Annotated in this window: 19 protein-coding genes; 13 read left to right on the forward strand and 6 right to left on the reverse strand. The window is 41.9% G+C overall.

The genetic code is table 11. From position 1 onward, the window contains the following. The first annotated feature begins 159 nt into the window (after positions 1-159). The 7 genes from AC59IL_RS10500 (at position 160) to AC59IL_RS10530 (ending at position 8,002) form a co-directional block, all read left to right on the forward strand. On the forward strand, positions 160-2,754 hold the full coding sequence (locus tag AC59IL_RS10500) for a hypothetical protein (protein WP_496552074.1): 2,595 nt from the start codon (positions 160-162) through the stop codon (positions 2,752-2,754). A gap of 182 nt (positions 2,755-2,936) precedes the next feature. Next, a complete protein-coding gene (locus tag AC59IL_RS10505) occupies positions 2,937-3,515 on the forward strand; it encodes a GNAT family N-acetyltransferase (RefSeq protein WP_496552075.1) in 579 nt (192 codons plus the stop codon). A gap of 112 nt (positions 3,516-3,627) precedes the next feature. Next, on the forward strand, positions 3,628-4,143 hold the full coding sequence (locus AC59IL_RS10510) for a hypothetical protein (protein WP_496552076.1): 516 nt from the start codon (positions 3,628-3,630) through the stop codon (positions 4,141-4,143). Between the two features lie 130 nt (positions 4,144-4,273). Beyond that, positions 4,274-4,924, forward strand: coding sequence for a DsbA family protein (locus AC59IL_RS10515; protein ID WP_496552077.1), 651 nt, complete (start codon positions 4,274-4,276; stop codon positions 4,922-4,924). A gap of 80 nt (positions 4,925-5,004) precedes the next feature. Then, on the forward strand, positions 5,005-5,958 hold the full coding sequence (locus AC59IL_RS10520) for a 1-phosphofructokinase family hexose kinase (protein WP_496552078.1): 954 nt from the start codon (positions 5,005-5,007) through the stop codon (positions 5,956-5,958). A gap of 90 nt (positions 5,959-6,048) precedes the next feature. Beyond that, positions 6,049-7,140, forward strand: a complete 1,092-nt coding sequence (locus AC59IL_RS10525; RefSeq protein ID WP_496552079.1) for an amidohydrolase family protein — start codon at positions 6,049-6,051, stop codon at positions 7,138-7,140. A gap of 289 nt (positions 7,141-7,429) precedes the next feature. Further along, positions 7,430-8,002: a DUF1579 domain-containing protein gene (locus tag AC59IL_RS10530; RefSeq protein ID WP_496552080.1), complete on the forward strand. Its 573-nt coding sequence runs from the start codon at positions 7,430-7,432 to the stop codon at positions 8,000-8,002. 42 nt (positions 8,003-8,044) lie between these two features. On the opposite strand, the gene AC59IL_RS10535 is transcribed toward AC59IL_RS10530, so the two are convergent. From AC59IL_RS10535 to AC59IL_RS10545, 3 genes are all read right to left on the reverse strand, one after another. Further along, a complete protein-coding gene (locus AC59IL_RS10535) occupies positions 8,045-8,545 on the reverse strand; it encodes an SRPBCC family protein (RefSeq protein ID WP_496552081.1) in 501 nt (166 codons plus the stop codon). A gap of 88 nt (positions 8,546-8,633) precedes the next feature. Further along, a complete protein-coding gene (locus AC59IL_RS10540) occupies positions 8,634-9,020 on the reverse strand; it encodes a VOC family protein (protein WP_496552082.1) in 387 nt (128 codons plus the stop codon). Between the two features lie 186 nt (positions 9,021-9,206). After that, entirely contained in the window at positions 9,207-9,635 is a 429-nt protein-coding gene (locus tag AC59IL_RS10545) for a DUF1761 domain-containing protein (protein WP_496552083.1), read from the reverse strand. Between the two features lie 226 nt (positions 9,636-9,861). Here AC59IL_RS10545 and AC59IL_RS10550 point away from each other — a divergent pair, with 226 nt between their 5' ends. Together AC59IL_RS10550 and AC59IL_RS10555 are read left to right on the forward strand one after the other, a co-directional pair. After that, positions 9,862-10,809 carry a sensor histidine kinase gene (locus AC59IL_RS10550; RefSeq protein WP_496552084.1) on the forward strand — a complete coding sequence of 316 codons (948 nt, stop codon included), beginning with the start codon at positions 9,862-9,864 and terminating at the stop codon, positions 10,807-10,809. 2 nt (positions 10,810-10,811) lie between these two features. After that, the gene (locus AC59IL_RS10555; protein ID WP_496552085.1) at positions 10,812-11,567 is read left to right on the forward strand and encodes a LytR/AlgR family response regulator transcription factor; all 756 of its coding nucleotides are present in this window, start codon (positions 10,812-10,814) and stop codon (positions 11,565-11,567) included. A 185-nt stretch (positions 11,568-11,752) separates the two neighbouring features. On the opposite strand, the gene AC59IL_RS10560 is transcribed toward AC59IL_RS10555, so the two are convergent. Continuing rightward, positions 11,753-12,175, reverse strand: coding sequence for a DUF4890 domain-containing protein (locus AC59IL_RS10560; RefSeq protein ID WP_496552086.1), 423 nt, complete (start codon positions 12,173-12,175; stop codon positions 11,753-11,755). Positions 12,176-12,836: 661 nt separating this feature from the next. On the opposite strand from AC59IL_RS10560, the gene AC59IL_RS10565 reads away from it, so the two are divergent. Next, on the forward strand, positions 12,837-13,508 hold the full coding sequence (locus AC59IL_RS10565; protein ID WP_496552087.1) for a DUF5606 family protein: 672 nt from the start codon (positions 12,837-12,839) through the stop codon (positions 13,506-13,508). 148 nt (positions 13,509-13,656) lie between these two features. Next, complete coding sequence (locus AC59IL_RS10570; RefSeq protein WP_496552088.1) at positions 13,657-15,387, forward strand: M3 family oligoendopeptidase; 1,731 nt, start codon at positions 13,657-13,659, stop codon at positions 15,385-15,387. A gap of 540 nt (positions 15,388-15,927) precedes the next feature. Here AC59IL_RS10570 and AC59IL_RS10575 read toward each other — a convergent pair. After that, entirely contained in the window at positions 15,928-16,344 is a 417-nt protein-coding gene (locus AC59IL_RS10575) for a Fur family transcriptional regulator (protein WP_496552089.1), read from the reverse strand. A gap of 27 nt (positions 16,345-16,371) precedes the next feature. Next, positions 16,372-17,022 (reverse strand): SCO family protein, encoded by a 651-nt coding sequence (locus tag AC59IL_RS10580; RefSeq protein WP_496552090.1) that lies wholly within the window; start codon positions 17,020-17,022, stop codon positions 16,372-16,374. 166 nt (positions 17,023-17,188) lie between these two features. Between AC59IL_RS10580 and AC59IL_RS10585 the strand changes: the two genes are divergently transcribed. Both AC59IL_RS10585 and AC59IL_RS10590 read left to right on the forward strand, forming a co-directional pair. Next, positions 17,189-17,581, forward strand: a complete 393-nt coding sequence (locus tag AC59IL_RS10585) for a MerC domain-containing protein (RefSeq protein WP_496552091.1) — start codon at positions 17,189-17,191, stop codon at positions 17,579-17,581. 122 nt (positions 17,582-17,703) lie between these two features. Beyond that, a complete protein-coding gene (locus tag AC59IL_RS10590; RefSeq protein ID WP_496552092.1) occupies positions 17,704-18,300 on the forward strand; it encodes a NifU family protein in 597 nt (198 codons plus the stop codon). Positions 18,301-18,685 lie beyond the last annotated feature (385 nt).

Consider the following 18,685-nt stretch of genomic DNA (forward strand, 5'->3'; position numbering starts at 1 on the left):
AATTTACCGAACGGAATTGACGCCAGTGACGCTTTCGTTAACATATGTTAACCTAATATTTTGCCAATACTGTTCATCTTTACAACCTACTAACTAAAACTACCGTCAAATGATAGTAAATTAGGTTATAATTTTCCGTAATAATAAACACATTCCCATATGAAGATCTTTACACTTGTGGCGGTTTTGATGGGTAGTCTGGTCACCCACCTTGTTATGGCCCAGGAAAACTGGCCAAAAACAGCCACAACACCCGAAGGCACCATCGTTAAATTATATCAATGGCAGCCCGAGTCGTTCCAAGACAACACTTTAAAGGCACACGCCGCCATATCTGTAATGGAAAACGGTAAATCAGAACCCGTTTTTGGGGTTGCGTGGTTAAAAGCTACCACAAGCACCGAAGGGCAGCAGGTATTGGTGAAATCTATTTACATCACCAACATTAAACTCCCCGGCATAACCGACGACGATAAACTCGAAAGCATCGCCAACACTGTGGAAGATAAAATTCCCGCGTGGGACATTGCTTTTTCCCAAAGTGAATTGCAAACAGCCCTCGATCTGAACAAACAACAAAGTAACCTCGCAGGTCAAATCAATAACACCCCGCCAAAAGTTATTTATGCCAATGTTCCTTCCATTCTTGTGGTGATGGATGGCGCTCCCAAATTGCAGCACAACGACCAGTGGGGCGTTGATGCCGTTGTGAACACTCCCTTTGTGATTGTAAAGAACCACGACGACCGTTACTATTTGTACGGCGGCAAGCACTGGTACACAGCTACCGCTGCTACCGGTTCTTACAAAATGGTCACCAACGTTCCATCGAACCTTGAAAAAATTGAATCTGCTATAAAAGACGCCGATAAGAAAACCGATGCCGATCAGGGAAAAGAAACCGATGCCAATACGATTTACAATATCATCGTTAGCACCGAGCCGGCCGAACTGATTCAGTCAAAAGGTGAAGCCAATTTTGCTCCTGTTGAAAGCACCGGTTTATTGTATGTAGCAAATTCGGAGAACGATATTTTCATGGACATCAATTCACAGGAGTATTACGTGTTGCTGTCGGGTCGCTGGTATCATTCCAAAACACTCAGCGGTCAGTGGCAGTATGTAGCTTCTGATAAATTGCCGGCCGACTTTGCAAAAATTCCAAAGGGATCACCAAAAGACAATGTACTGGCCAGCATAGCAGGCACCGATCAGGCAAATGATGCCATAGCCGATGCACAGGTACCACAAACCGCCAAAGTAGAACGTAATAAAGTGCACGCCGATGTAAATTACGATGGCGATCCACAGTTTGAAGATATCGACGGAACCGATATGGCTTATGCGCTTAACTCGCCGGTATCGGTAATTCGCTGGAGGGGCAGATATTATTGCGTGGATGATGGCATCTGGTTCGAAGCGTACAATGCGGTTGGACCCTGGTCAGTTTGCGTAACCCGCCCTTATGCTGTAGCGCTTATACCGCCCCGCTACCCGGTTTATTATATGAAGTATGTTGATATCTACGATGTAACACCTGATTATGTGTACATGGGATATACGCCGGGCTATTTGAATGCATATGTATATGGCCCTACAGTAGTTTATGGAACCGGTTATTATTACCGCCCCTGGTACCACAGATATTATTACGCTCGTCCGTATACATGGGGTTTTGGCGTTCGCTATAACCCATGGTTTGGATGGGGTTTTGGTGTAGGCTTTGGCTACGACTGGTTTAATATAAACATTGGTTTTGGCAGTCCGTATTATTCTTCGGGCTACTGGGGTTATGGCGGCGGATGGTGGGGCCCCCGTGTTTACCGTCCCGCTTATTATGGTCCTTCGTACAACTACCGCGGTGGCTATTATGGATACAACAGCTATAATGTATATCGTCGATCTACCAACGTAACAGTAATCAACAACAACTATTACAACACTAATATCTATCGGAACAGAACCGGCATTGTTACCAGAGATTATCCGCGTAACGGGCCCGACAGAGGCGGCCGCTATGGCGGGCAATGGGCGAATAATGGTTCGGGCCGTTTCAATGATTTCAATCGCCGCAACGACCGTAACGGATTCAATGATGTTGGTGGAAACAGGGGAGGTCGCCAGATGACGAATGATGGCAACGGCGGAAACTTTACGCAGCGGAACGGAATGAACAACGGCGACCGTTTCGGCAATCAGGCTAATGGCAATAACCGTGAATGGAGAAATCCGGGCAATTTCAATGGCGACAGAATAATTGCTCAGCCTCAAAACAGAAACCAGATGCAGGGCAATGGTGGTGATATAAACCGTAACTGGCGAGGTAATAACCCGGTTGGTCAAAATCCTGGCGGCCGCGTTCAGCAAAATCCTGACCGTGGTGTTCAACAACCACAAAACAGTGATCCGGTACGCCGCTTTGATCAAAATGGTAACATGCCAAACAGGGGTAATTACAACCAGTTTGAGAACAGAACGCCCCGCGAAATGCCCAGCCAGCCGCAACGCAATTTTGAAAGGCCTTCAGGAGGTAATTATGGTGGCGGCGGTGGTGGAAGGGTTTATCAACCCCAGCAACAAAGCCGGCCTTCGCAGCCTCAGGGTAATTTTCAGGCGCCCCGTTCATTTGAACGCCGCGAAAGCGGTGGCAACGGTGGTGGCGGTGGAGGAAATTTTTCACGCCCATCGGGTGGTGGTGGAAGCAGTGAAGGAAGATCTTCAGGCGGTGTCGGTAGTCGTGGAAGACACTTTTAACCATTATATTTATAAAAGTATATTTTGCAGTCCCCGGAAACCCGGGGACTTTTTTATTCTGAAAGCTTCGCCAACGCAGTTTAAGCGAAGTCGGGTAGTTGAAGGATGCCTGAAAATACACTGAGCGAAGTTGAAGTGTGAGTGAATCGAAGTACAATAAAGTTTAACCAATCATTCAAAGCATGCATTTTGAACCAATCCTGCATGGAAATTACATTACTCTTGAACGGTTTACCAACGACCACATTCCTGAATTGCAAACAATTGTATTTGACGCATCGATCTGGCAAAACCTTCCATATGTTATAACAAACGAACACTCTTTCAGCAGTTTCATTGAAGATTTGAAAAACAAAAATCTGAACGATCAGCAGGTTACGTATGTGATACGATCAAAATCAAACAACACCGTTTGTGGCAGTACCGGTTTTATAAATATCGACGTTAACAACCGCCAGCTCGAAATTGGCCCTACGTGGTTATCGCCAAAAGTTTGGGGCACAAAGATTAATATAGAAAGTAAATATCTACTATTAAGTCAGTGCTTCGGGAACAACATCATGCGAGTTGAATTCAGAACAAGAGAAACCAATATCAGATCACAAAAAGCCATTGAAAAAATCGGAGGTATCAGAGAAGGAGTTTTACGATGCCACAGAATAAACACCGACGGAACATTTCGCAATACAATTGTATATAGCATTATTCAACCCGATTGGCTGTTAACAAAAACAACACTTGAAACATTGATTAATAAATAAATTATGAAGTTTTTTTTAACCAAAACATTTCCTTTTTAAAGAAATATTTTTGATCTTTCGGCGTTTTTTTAACAGAAGTCGTTTCTGTAAACTATACCCTTAATCTTATACTATGAAACGAATTTTAGCCTCTTTTACCGCATGTTTTCTATTTATACTAACATTGTATGCCCAATACGACACGTCACAGTTTACGGGTTTTTGGGTACTGCAGAGTGTGAAATTCAAACATCCTGTTGACTTAAATAAAGATGGATATCGCTCATCTGATGCCTTTTGGGAATTTGATGAATGCCGTAAAGACCAGCAACTGGAACTGATGCCCGATTTCAATGCTAAAACCTACCTTGGCACCAGCAAAAACGGATGTACAAATGAGATTAAACAGTATAAATGGAATCTTAAAGAAGAACTGGTAAAAGAAGTAAAATACGAAATGGGAAAAAGAGTGGTTGACGAACGTCACCCCACCGTATTAAAACTTAATGATGCCAATGGCGGCACCGATTCAAAAGTATTTGTAGTAATTGGTGTTGATGAAAATATACTAACGTTAAAAGGACTTGTTCGAATCGGTAACAATCAACCCGAAGAAGCCATTCTTATTTACAGAAAGCGAAAAAAATAACCAATAGAATTATACCTGCCTTACGGCTATCTGTTCATTATACAGATAGCCGTTTTTTTATAATTAAGCTGTCCCCTTTCGCAACTACTGACTTAGCAATTGAAAGTATCGCCGTAATTTCACGTGAATTATGAGGCCTGTTATTTATTATTGTTACGATGCTTATTGCAACTGGTGTTATGCGTTTAGTTCGGTTATTACCAAAATTGCCGGCAACTTTAGCAACCGGGCACAGTTTGAAGTGCTTTCGGGCGGCATGATTATTACCGATACACCTAAACCCATTGCAGTTATGGCCGAATACATGTTAAACAACTGTAACGTTGTACAGGAACATACCGGTGTTGCATTTGGCCAGGATTTTTTGTGGCATTTGAAAAATCCAAACCTGAGCGATTGGTTTCCCAATAGTGAAAAACCGGCTATAGCGCTATGCATATTTAAAGAGTATTACCCCGATAACCAGGTTGCCTTTGCTGCTGATATGCTATTTGCTTTGCAATACGAAGGCCGCGATTTAGACGACAACGAAGCCTATCGCCACCTGCTGCTGAAATATGCTATTCAGCCCGAAGAATTTTATCAGCTGCTCAAAGACCCGGCTTATAAAGAAAAGGCTTATTATGAATTTACTGTATGCAAACAACTGCAGGTAACCGGTTTTCCTGCCCTGTTGATGCAGGTTAGTGAATCGAAATTTATAATGCTGGCTTCGGGCTACACCCCCTATGAAGTACTGCACGAAAGAATAGAGAAAACATTTATGGATTTGGGGATTTAGAGATTTTGGGATTTCTTCTGTTCAAAAGTTTCTGATTAAATCTAAAAATCCCAAAATCTCAAAATCAAAAAATTTTAGCTATGATAGTTACTATTACGATGAACCCCGCGGTTGATAAAAGCACATCTGTAAACAAACTGGTGCCTGAGAAAAAAATGCGATGCAACGAATTGATCACCGAAGCCGGCGGCGGAGGCATTAACGTAAGCAAGGCCATAAAGGAATTGGGAGGCGAATCACTGGCTATATTTCCATCGGGTGGTATGAATGGAAAGCTGATCGAAAATTATTTAAAAGGTCGCGGTATACAATTTAAATCCATTGCTGTTGAGCACGAAACCCGGGAAAATTTTGTTGTACGCGAAACCGATACCAATTCGCAATACCGCTTTGTAATGCCCGGGGCATCGCTTAGTGAGCAGGAAGCCAATAAGTGTTTTGAAGTACTACAACAGTTACAACCGCATCCTTCATTTATTGTGGCAAGCGGAAGTTTGCCGCCCGGTTTGCCCGAAAACTTTTTCGGCGAGCTGGCCAAAGTAGCCAAAAAAGTAAACGCACGCTATATTATCGATACATCGGGAAAGCCCCTGCAGCTGGCAGCCAAAGAAGGCGTGTATTTGCTGAAACCCAATTTAAGCGAACTGTGCGCTCTCGTTGGCAGGGAACATCTTGAGCTGAATGAAGTTGATAATGCAGCCATGGAAGTGATTAAACAGGGCCGTTGCGAAGTAATGGTGGTTTCTATGGGTCCCTCGGGCGCCCTGCTGGTTACCCGCGACGCTTGCGAACATGTGCCAACGCCAACGGTCAAAAAGCAAAGTACGGTTGGTGCAGGTGACAGCATGGTAGCCGGTATGGTGTGGATGCTGTCGCAGGGAAAATCATTACGCGAAACCATTCGTTTCGGCGTTGCCTGCGGTACAGCCGCCACCATGAACCCCGGTACACAATTATTTAAAAAAGATGATGTGCACCGCCTGCACGAATGGATCAACAAATATGCTGATGCGTATAAAATGAATCTGAGCTAATGGCCTATTGCCGGTTAGAATTTCCATCAACGGTTTCAGATTCTTCCCAAATGCTGTTAATTTCAGGGATCTGGTATTAAACATATTTGTATGAGGAAGTTAATCGTTACAACCGGCTCCTTTCTTTCCCTGTTGGCTGCCTGTGCGCAAAACAGTGCGCATATGGATTTTGAAAAATACAATCCAACTTCAACCCTGGTTGTACCCGAGCATAAGTTAACTCATGCAAAATTCCCTTTTATTGATGTGCATAATCACCAGTGGAGTATGTCGGTATCAGACATTAAAACACTGGTAACCGAAATGAACAAACTGAACATGGCGGTGATGGTAAACCTCAGCGGCGACAATGGCAACAGGTTACAAAATAAGATCGACAACATTCGCACCGCCGGTCCCAAACGATTTATTGTATTTGCCAATATTGACTTTGGCGGTATTGGGCAACCCGGCTGGACGGAGAAAGCAGTTAAACAGCTTGAAGAAGACGTAAAGTATGGTGCCAATGGCCTGAAGATATTCAAAAACCTGGGGCTTTCTGTTCAGGACAACAGCGGCAAACGGGTAGCTGTAGACGATCCTCGCCTTGATGCCATTTGGGATAAATGCGGTGAATTAAAAATACCCGTGCTTATTCACACCGCCGATCCCAGGCCGTTCTGGGATCCCGAAGATGAACACAATGAACGCTGGCTCGAAATTGCTTCACATCCCGGCCGTAAAAGAAATGATTCGGATCCCGCACCCTGGGAAGTATTGATTGAAGAACAACACCGCATGTTCAGGAAACATCCGAAAACAACGTTCATTGCCGCCCATTTTGGCTGGTATCCCAACGATTTGGCAAAATTGGGTAAGCTGTTGGATGAAATGCCAAATGTAAATGTTGAATTCGGAGCAGTGATTGCCGAATTAGGCCGGCAACCACGCATGGCGCGTAAATTTTTTGAGCAATACCAGGACCGTATATTATTTGGTAAAGACAGCTGGGTACCTGAAGAATACGCCACGTATTTCAGAGTACTGGAAACCGAAGATGAATACTTTCCCTATCACAAAAAATACCACGCCTTCTGGGCTATGTATGGTATGGGATTACCAGATACTATTCTTAAAAAAGTGTATTACAAAAACGCGTTGCGCATAATTCCGAATATCGATAAGTCGCAATTCCCCGATTAAAGTGAATGATTATTTTCGATGCGAAATAGGTAACGATAATCTTTATTTCTTATTAATTTGAAGTGTGCGGCTGCCTTCCAATATTTATTCGTATGATGATAATGGTAATTAAAACCTAACCTCGCTATAATTCACATGGTGTTTATTGAAAATTATTAAATTTACCATTACACACATTCCTTCCGGCTTCATACTACAAACTTCCGGCTTCATCGTCCCACATTTGATATTTGTCAGTTTATGATATGTTACCTCCGGTGAATTAGTACCTTTAAAAAAACGAACAGTTATGAAAAAACTTGCCATTGCGGCTGCTGCCGCGCTGTTTTTGATAAACAGCTTTTCAGTTAATGCCCAAACGCAGGAACAAATGAAAGCATGGACCGATTACATGACACCGGGCGAAGTACATAAAATGATTGCTAAATGGGACGGAAAATGGAAAGAAGATGTAACAATGTGGATGCAACCGGGAGCGCCGCCTACCAAAAGCAGCTCAACCTGCGTAAATAAAATGATAATGGGTGGCCGTTACCAGCAAAGCCAGCATACCGGCAATATGATGGGGCAACCATTCGAAGGCATGGGCACACTGGGCTGGGACAATGCTAAAAAAATACTTATCAGTACATGGATAGATAATATGGGAACCGGCATTATGTATATGGAAGGCACCTGGGACTCCGCATCAAAATCAGCTACACTCAAAGGCAAATCAGTTGATCCCGCAACCAGTAAAGAAATGGATGTAAAACAGATCTTCACGGTGATAAACGACAATACCCAAAAACTGGAAATGTTTATGACACAGGACGGGCAGGAAACAAAAACCATGGAAATAATGTTCACACGTATGAAATAGCCTAAGCCAGTTAACTTGTTAACCAGTTAACTGGTTAACAAGTTAACTATTCAGCACCTTCTGCAGCTTTACATTTTTATTTCTCAGATCAATACCGCCCTCAAGAATCGATTTCAGATTTGCGAGGTAAAAAGTCCAGCCGGTTTTACAACCTACATAAAATTCATATTTACCTTTTTCATCAGTAGGAATAGCTGACTGAATTAGTTCAACAATATGTTCACCTTCTTCGATTTTTATACGCACCGTACAAATGCCCGCTTTACCAAAACCGAATTTCAAATAATCATGATCATTTAATTCGAGTATTTGACCATACTCTACCGTTTCATCGGGCCATCCATACCATAACCATTTATAAGTATCGCCCACCTTAATTTTTTCTTCGGGCTCACGCTCAATTCCATCCCTGTTTTTAAATTCACCAAGCCTCAGAAACCAGCTTTCGATACCGCTCCTTGTTGCCCAGGCAAGGTATAATTCTTCTATGGGAGCTTTTATTGCTATACGGGTTACAAAGCAGCTCCAATCAATTGCTGACATAACAAGTAGGTTAATATTTCTGATTTTGTGATTTCGGGATTTTGTGATTTAAATTCCGAAATCAACAAATCTCAAAATCCAAAAATCCTTACATAGGTACGGAATGTAAGGCGATGCGGTTTCCCTCGCTGTCAATAAATACGGCCATATATCCGTATTCAGGAGATATTTGTGTTTTGGGCACCATAATTTTTCCGCCGGCAGCTTCTATTTTATCCAATACCAATTGCAAATCGGGGTTGGCATTTAAATAAATTAACGGGCCATCGGTGGCAGATGGTTTATGAAAAACCCCGCCTGTATCGGCCAGTGCACCGCCAATACCACCCATCGGATTGTCGATAGGGAACATCGCCATTTTTATATTGGGCAAATCAAGGGTTGTTAAAGCGATACCGAATATGGTTTCATAAAATTTTTGTGCCCGGTTCATATCAGTAACAGGTATTTCGAACCAGCTGATGGCATTTGTCATAATGCAGATTGTTTAGGGTTAAAGAAGAGTTGCGCTTTTTATGCGAAACTTAAATTGAGTTTACCAAACTATAAGTTGGCAATTGCCGGTGGCGTTTTTCAGCCACTGGCAAACTGCCAACTGCTTCCCGTAGCTATACTAATAAGACATTAAATACAAAACATATGCTGGTGCGTTCATCATAATTTATCGCCACGCACCAATTATAGCACCCATAAGAGTAAGGGCAATTACACTATAAAATCCATTGATAAAAATCAGTCGCCAGGTTTTTAATTCAAACAAACTATGAATGGCAATGGCGCAAAACGTCCAGATGCCGGCTAAAAAACCGGCCATAGCGCCCCAGGTGATGTCGGGTTTATTGGCACATTGGGGAACACATCCTTCGGGTGTTGCCAGAAACATGGCGAGGTTAACAGCCATCAGCAATGAAAAAACAAGCGTGAAGCCAAAAACTTTACCTTTATTACTTCCTTTTCTGATCTGCTCTTCGGTGAATTTATTATCCTTCATCCATGCCTTACCAAACAAACCCGGTGAGTACCAAATGCCTCCAACTACAAAAGATGAAATGCCGGCTACCAAAACCGCCAGCCAGTTTATTACAGGCATATATGATTTATTTAGGGTTAAAAAAGTTCTTAAATGAATATTTTTTTCGAATCTATTTGCTAATTTTTACACAGTCAATAAAAAAGGAATCAGGCTGGAAAAGCATACGATCAATAACAAAAATGAGCCGATAAAAAAATCACCCGCCGTTGAACGGCTGAACGATATCGGGTTCAGGGTTATACTCATCCCTGTATTTGGTATTGTTATACCCCTTGTTACGGGTATGATAAACCATGCAACGCTTTCGATGTGGAACCTGAAACTTGGTTTTTTGTTTACCACCGGTATTGCTTTTATTATCTGGGAAGGAAACCGCTACCTGCTTTTTACATTGCGTAGTTATTTCGACTGGTTTAATAAACCGGTAAAAAAAATAGCCGCACTGGTGCTTGCCATTTCGTTTTATACCATTCCGGTAAGTGCTTTACTGCTGGTTGTTTGGTATAAGATATTTAACAATGGTATTATCGACTGGAACGTGATCACCACAAGTACACTGATCATAATGATCTGTGTGCTTTTTATTACGCATATTTATGAAACCGTGTTTTTGGTGCGCGAAGCAGAAAGCGAAAAACTAAAAAAAGAACAACTCGAAAGAGCTAAAGCCGAAGCAGAGCTGGAGGCGCTGAAGAACCAGATCGATCCGCATTTTATTTTCAATTCGCTCAATACATTGTCGCACCTTATTGAACAGGATCCTACAAAGGCCAGGCAGTTTAACGATAACCTGGCCGATGTATACCGGTATATACTGCAAAATAAAGCGCGCGAGCTGGTATTGCTTCGCGAAGAGCTGCTGTTTTTAAGCGATTATTTTTATTTATTAAAAATACGTTTTGAAAATGCCGTGCAATTACAAGTCAATATCAGCGAAGATTTGTTCGATCAATACCTTATTCCTCCTATTTCCTTACAAATACTGGTCGAAAATGCCATTAAGCACAACGAATTTTCCGATACGTTGCCGTTGGTGATTACGATAGAAATGCAAAATGATGAACTGATCATTCATAATCACGTTCGAAAAAAAGTGTTGCGCAAAGCATCTTCGCGCATAGGATTACACAACCTGGGCGAACGTTATAAATTAACCACCAGTAAAGAAATAACTGTTAGCGAAGCGCCCGATGATTTTACGGTTTGTTTACCGGTTTTAAAAATTGTCTGAATATGAGATGTGTTATTATAGAAGACGAAAAACCCGCAGCCAATAAACTGCAGAATGCCCTGATGCAATGCCAGCAGACGGTGGTAACAGATGCCGTTTTAGGAAGTATTAAAGAAGCGGTTAACTGGTTGCAGCAACACCCTATGCCTGATTTAATTTTTATGGATATTGAACTGAGCGATGGCTTATCTTTCAAAATATTTGACCACATTAATATTGAATGCCCGATAATTTTTACCACCGCCTACGATGAATACTGGCAGGAGGCTTTTGAACATAACAGTATCGATTACCTGCTGAAACCCATAAAGCAGGATAAGCTCGAAGCTGCCCTGAAAAAATACCAGAAGCTGAAACAATACTTTACGGCCAGTTATATAAATTTGTCGGCCTGGCAATCGGCCCGGCCCGATACCGGTTATAAAAAACGTTTTCTGGTAAAACGCGGTACCGATTACGTCAGCATTAAAACCGAGGAGGTGGCTTATTTTTATGCCACACATAAACTGGTGTGCATGGTAGACAACAGCGGACAGAAATTTATCATGGACCTGTCGCTGGCCGATATTGAAAGCCAGGTTGACCCCGCGGTTTTTTACAGGGTTAACCGAAAATATCTTGTAAATATGAGCGCTATTAAACGCATAAAGGCATACCCGAAAAGCAAGTTGCTGCTTGAAGTATCACCGCTGGTACCCGAAGAAATTATCATCAGCCAGGAAAATGCCGCGGCGTTTAAGCAATGGATGGGACAGTAGGTGAATGGTCAATGGTGAGTAGTCAATGGTCAATCGACAACTGTTACTGGTCAATCAGGTTGATAAATTTAGTCAGCGTTTTAATATATCAACAGCTATTCACCATTGACCATTCACCATTGACCACAAAAAAACCCGATAGATAACTACCGGGGTTACATCCTATAACGTGTGCATCAAAGCCATTAGTTATTGCCGCCGCCGCCACGATTACCACCACCGCCGCGTTGTGGACGCAAAGAAGGCTCTATTTCATCTTTCCATTTCTTAAACTGGTCATCGTTAAAGATCTTTTTCAGCTTATCATCACGCTCACCCGCCAGTTTTTGCATTTTTTCGCGCATCTGATCACGGTCGGGAGGACCGCCGGCGCTCCTCATATCTTCAAACATTTTATCCTGAGCTTTATAATAATCCAATAAAACAGAATCGGTTTTTGTATTCTGGTCTTTGTCGAGCTTCAGATCGGCCATTTTTTCTTTTGCCTGTTTAAGTCTTTCTTCCGGTGTACGACGTTGAAATCCGCCACCTCCGGGACCGCCGCCCTGGGCCTGCACGGCCATAACGGTCGTAAATGCAATCGCTAACAATAAAATCGCTTTTTTCATACTATGAAATTTAGTTATTGGAAAAGTGATGTTATAGTTGGATGCCGCTTTGGCCCAAAACCTGCGCAGTTTTAATAGAAAAATCTGTTAGTGCTGAGAACTCCCGGAGTTGGGAATCGGAAATACCCGTGATGAAAGTAAGGAGATAAAAATATCCTGAAACCTGTTAAAATCGATAATAGGTTCAACGATCCTGGCTTTCGTCTCTGATAGCCATAGGGATTATACTCCCATTTTCAGTTTCCGACACCCGGCTTTCGTCTTCCGTTCCGATCGCCATCAGGATCTGCCTCGCCTTCCAACTTTTATTTTTAGTCCGGCATCTTTGGTTTTTTGGGGTGGCCAGGCTGCTTTTGAGCCAAGGAAGCACAACATGATAGCCATAAATGAATTGAGCAGTGAGCGGGTTGTGGAACGATAGATAGCCACACCATAGTGTCCTGCTTCCGTTTTCAGCTTGCGCCCGGCCTGAGGTCCTCCCACATCTATCAGGGGCAACTTCCGCTGTAAGCCACGATCCCGTCTTCCCAGACCGCTGAAGTCTTACATCCGACTTCCACATTTTGAGGACTTTAGGACTTTTCCGACTTTCGGCCCCTTTTTGGAACACGGTTTGCCAAAATCATTTTATCTTGCAACTCCTTAAAAAATTTGTATTGATATGGAATACGCTAAAATTGTTGCCGTTACGGGTTTACCGGGATTATTTGAATTGGTGAGTAGTAAATCCGATGGCGCTATTGTACGATCATTAGAAGATAAGAGCTCAAAGTTCGTTTCGAGCCGGATACATAATTTTTCACATCTGGAAAGTATTGAAGTATATACAGTTCGCGAAAATGTTAATCTGGTAGATATATTTACGGCCATGAGCAGCAGCAGCGAAAAACTGCCTGATGAAAAAGATAATGCGTCTGTTAAAAAATATTTCGAAAAAGTATATCCCGATCTCGATTTCGACCGTGTATACTCAAGCGATATGAAGAAAATGGTTAAGTGGTTTGGCGTGCTGAAAGCAAACGATGTTGAAATCAAATTAAGAGAAGCTTCCGAAGAGCCTGCAGAAGAAGAAGCACCGGTAGTAGTAGAAGAAGCCCCTGCCAAAGAAGAAAAACCTAAGGCAGCTAAAGAGGCTAAAGAAATCAAAGAAAAAGAACCGGCTAAAAAAGAAGCTAAGCCTGCTGCTGCTAAATCTGCTGCGAAAAAAGAAGAAGCAACAGAAGAGAAAAAAGAAGCAGCTCCCAAGAAAAAGGCCGCTCCAAAGGCTAAAAAAGAGGATGCTGAAGAAACAGACCCCCCTGCTAAAAAGAAAGCAGCCAGCAAAAAGAAGTAAAGTTGACGAGTTGAAAAGATAAGGAAGAACCCCACGCTTATCAACCTGTAAACTTGTTAACTGATCAACTTAAAATATCAAAATCAAGCTACAAACTGCTGGTTTTTATACCTGAAGTTTGTAGCTTTTACTTTTAAAATCGTTTTGAATGAACTACAGCGCAGACATACAAAAATTACCCAGGCATTTTTTACCTGAAAATTTTACGGTAACCACCTGGGAAAACCTGGAGCCATATTTTAAAAACCTGCTCGACAGGCCTGTTGATACAAGGGCCAACCTTGAAAAATGGTTGCACGATATGAGCGAACTGGAAGCCGTGGTAAGTGAAGATGCCTGCTGGCGCCAGATTCGCATGACCTGCGATACCGAAAACAAGGCACTTGAAGAGGCTTTTGTGTTTTTTGTAACCGAAATTCAGCCTAAAATTCAGCCTTATGCCGATAAGCTGAACCGCAAACTGGTTGAAAATCCTTTTGTAAATGACCTGGATACCAAAAAGTATTTTACATACCTGCGCGGAGTACGCAAAAGCATTGAGCTGTTTCGCGAAGTAAATATTCCCCTGCAATCGGAACTGGCCGTTTTACAACAACAGTTTGGCACCATTGCCGGTAAAATGACGGTTGAAGTAAACGGTCAGGAATACACTCTGCAACAGGCCGCCAAATTTCTCGAAAATCATGATCGAAATCTGCGTGAAAGCGTATACCGTAAAATCAATGAAAGACGGTTACAGGATAAAGAGGCACTAAACGATCTGTTCACCCGCTTAATTGAAAAAAGAAACCAGATTGCCAAAAACGCCGGTTTTGATAATTACCGCGATTACAAGTTTAAAGAACTGGGCCGTTTCGACTATACGAAGGAAGATTGTTTTAATTTTCACGAAGCAGTAAAGCAACATGTGCTGCCGCTTGTAAATATTATCAATGAACGGAAAAAGAAAAAGCTGGGCCTTACTTCATTCAGACCCTGGGATACAGAAGCAGAGCCTGAAGGAGTAACACCGCTAAACCCGTTTAGTTCCGGTGATGAACTTTTGCAAAAAAGTATTCAGTGCTTCGATCGTGTACATCCGTTCTTTGCCGATTGTCTTCGTAAAATGAGCGAAATGAAACGGCTCGATCTCGACAGCCGTAAAGGCAAAGCGCCCGGCGGTTATAACTGTCCGCTGGCCGAAACAGGTGCACCCTTTATATTCATGAACGCGGCGGGGCAAATGAGCGATGTTACCACTATGGTACACGAAGGCGGTCATGCCGTGCATTCATTTCTCGCCCATCCATTGGAGTTAACCTCGTTTAAAGAGTATCCTATGGAGATAGCCGAAGTTGCCAGCATGTCGATGGAATTATTCAGTATGGATGCCTGGGATGTGTTTTTTGATAAAAAAGAAGATCTGATCAGGGCCAAAGAACACCAGCTCGAAAGAGTGATCACTATTTTTCCATGGATAGCCACTATTGATAAATTTCAACATTGGGTATACGAAAATCCAACACATACGGTTGAAGAAAGGGCTGCAAAGTGGATGGAGATACTGAACGAATTTTCGTCTGATGTAATTGACTGGGAAGGGCTTACAACCTACCGCACCTATGCCTGGCAACGGCAGCTGCATTTATTCGAAGTGCCTTTATATTATATTGAGTATGGTATTGCCCAGTTAGGTGCAATAGGGTTATGGATGCAGTTCAGACAAAATAAAACCACTGCATTAAACCATTATATGATGGCTTTGCAATTAGGTGGAACAAAAACACTTCCTGAATTATATAGTGCAGCCGGATTGGTTTTTGATTTTTCGCCCGATTACATAAAACAGTTGATGCAGTTCGTAAAAAAAGAAATGGATGAACTAAACGTTCATCATTAACCGGGAAAAAATACCCATTTCATGGTATGCAAAATATTAATTGATTCTATTATATTTGTACCACAGAATAAAGTCTGATACAGGGTATTGAAAATTTACCCTTCATCATAAAATAGCTACTAATCAGAGCCTTAACCAAAAGTCCCGGTGTTTCTACATCGGGGCTTTGTTTTTATAATGATTTCAATCCTGAACATTTAACCGGTTAACATTCATTTCACAAAAAATAAAGCACTTTTTTACAGGTTTTTATCAAAGCAAAAAGGTTTGAGCATTAGAGTTTCGCAAAGTGCGCTTTATTTTAAGCGATTTTTAATTTGGGTCAGAAAAACTAAAAAACACATTCCCGGTTATTGAACACCGAAATAAATAACAACTACGACACTCGTTGCCAGTCATTACCCAATGTCGTTTAGTTCAGGCAAACTAAGCTATTACACCACCAGGCACAAATAACACATAGAAAGTCGCATAGAAGAATCCTATGTGTTGAAGAATGTCTTAACAAACAACATTAAATTGCTAACTGGCAGACTATATTTACTGGCATTCTTTACACAAACCGGTAACTACCATCTGAACTTCATCGGGTAAAAAACCATTGGGCAGTTTTACTTCGGGAACAGTAATGTCGGCAAGACATATAGTTTTACCACATTCCCGGCAAACAAAATGAACGTGGTTATCGTGGTGATGTCCTTCGCTGCAATTGTCTTTACACAATGCATATAGTACCGAATTATCGGGTGTGGGTATGGTATGGATAATCCCTTTTTCAAGAAAAGTTTGCAAGGTGCGGTAAACAGTGACCCGGTCGAATTTTTCACCGGTCTTTTTTTCAATATCGCCATGTGCAAGCGCCCCGTTGCTCTGTAAAAACAATTCCAAAATCCTTTTACGGCTACCGGTAACACTTAATTGATTACGGCGAAGTATTTCGTCTATCTGGGAATCCATTGTAAAAAACGTTAAAACACCAGCGGCTTAACTGCCAAACATATTGTTCGAAAAGCGCTGGCCGGAATTATGTTCCTTTAATAATCGTGTTATATCTTTCTTTAATTCTTCCAGTTCGTCTTTCTTTAATCCATCGTAAATTTTTCTAACCCGGCCACTTTTATCAACCAGGGCAAAGAACTGGGTATGTAAAAACTGTTCGTTTATATTCCGCAGGTTGTTTTGCGGATCATCTAACAGGTAGCTGTTGCGGGCAGCCATGTAAAGACTGTCTTTACGCCCTGTTAAAAACATCCAGTGCTGTGTATCTACATGCATTGAATCGGCATACCATTTCAGGCGGGCCACATTATCGCGATCGGGGTCAACCGTATGGGAAACTATTACAAAACCGGGCTCATTCTTATACGCCTCATAAATTTTCATCATGTTGGTATTGAGCATGGGGCATATACTTGGGCAGGTGGTAAAAAAGTATTCTGCCACATACACTTTCCCTTCAACATCTCTTTCTGTTACTGTTTTTCCATCCTGGTTAGTAAAGCGAAACGGCTGAACATGGTTCATTATTGGCAGCTTTACCTCGCCGTATCCCGGTATAACCTGTGTAAGTGCTACATAAAACCCAATTACCAACACAACAAAAAAAGAAATATAAAAAATCAGTTTCCGGCGCATATCATGTAAAAATTTCAAAAATCAAATCTCAAAATCCAACAATCGAAATCGTAAAATCGAAAATCAAAGGTACGGCGACCATTTACCCCGGCAAGTAATTTTATTTATAACGAATTTTTTTGCAACAAAGTTGCATGCCTGAAAAATTACTTCTTATCTTCGGGCAATGAATTTTAGAGTAAACTGGGATGCGATGGGTGTGGCGGCTTCACTGGCCTGCGCTATTCATTGTGCTGTATTGCCCCTTCTTTTATCCAGTTTGCCTATTTTAGGCATAAATATTATTGAAAATCAGGGGTTTGAATATTTTATGATCTTCCTGGCCTTTGGCGTCGGCGTATATTCCCTGCGCCACGGATATAAAAAACATCACCATAGCACCATCCCCATTATTGTTTTTTCAATTGGTTTTACCGGCCTGATTGCCAAGCAAATATGGCATCAATACCAGATCTGGATCCTGCCTTTTGCCGTTTTGTTCATTGTATCGGCCCATTATATTAATTTCAGGGCCTGCCGTGTACACAACCATGCCCACGATGATGATTGTGATCATTGATCGCAACAGAAATGGTTTAATGTATGCATCCGCCGAAGGCGGATTCACAGATTTTCCAAAATAAGAAACAATTGCAACGGGCATTTGTTATTTTTGTATTCAATAAAACGAAGGAAAGTAAAATGATTAAAACAGGAAATCCTGTCATTAGTATTTATACTGAAATGACGCCTAACCCGGAGACAATGAAATTTGTGGCCAACAAGTTATTATATCCGGGCAAAAGCATTGATTTTCCGGATGTGGAAAATGCCAAAGCTTCGCCACTTGCTACCGAATTATTTGGTTTCCCTTTTATAAAAGCCGTTTTTATCGCAAGCAATTTTGTAACGCTCACCAAAACGGCCGAAACCGAATGGAACGATGTAATTCCTACCATTCGCCAGTTTTTGAAAGAATACCTCGAAGAAGGAAAAGTAGTGATCAATGAAGAAGAAATTGCCACTATTATACCCGAAAGCAGCAATGCTGTTGCCGCCGATGACGATGATGTGGTAAAACGCATTAAGGAATTGCTCGAAAATTATGTAAAGCCTGCTGTTGAAATGGATGGCGGCGCTATTCAGTTTAAAAGCTATAGCGAAGGGGTAGTGAACCTGATGTTACAGGGTTCGTGCAGCGGTTGTCCGTCGTCGATGATCACTTTAAAGGCCGGTATCGAAGGCATGATGAAGCGTATGATCCCCGAAGTGAAAGAAGTTGTTGCCGAAGCTGAATAACATTTAATATTAGCTTTTTTTACTACGTGTTAAACCTTCCCCAAAAGGGAAGGTCTTTTTTTTGTGCTTATTTGAAGAAGGGGGTTGATGAGCTGATAAAGTTGAAAAGTTAAAAAGGATGAACCCGGGAATGGTCATTTGTTGAAAACCAGCACGTTCCCGACCAGGTATGCCGAATAATCCCGACCCGTAGTCGGGGCTCGTTAAACCCAAACGGTTCATCCCTGTCAAAAGCACACTACCACAGTAGAACAGCCTATGGGCTCGTTCCTTATCTGATCAGCTAAAAATTTAATGGCACTGATTTGTTGTAACGCATCATTTGCGTTATACGGGCAACCTTTTTCATAACCATAAAAAACGACTATTTAATTAACTAAAAAAC

The sequence above is a fragment of the Niastella sp. sgz303648 genome, assembly GCF_059587045.1.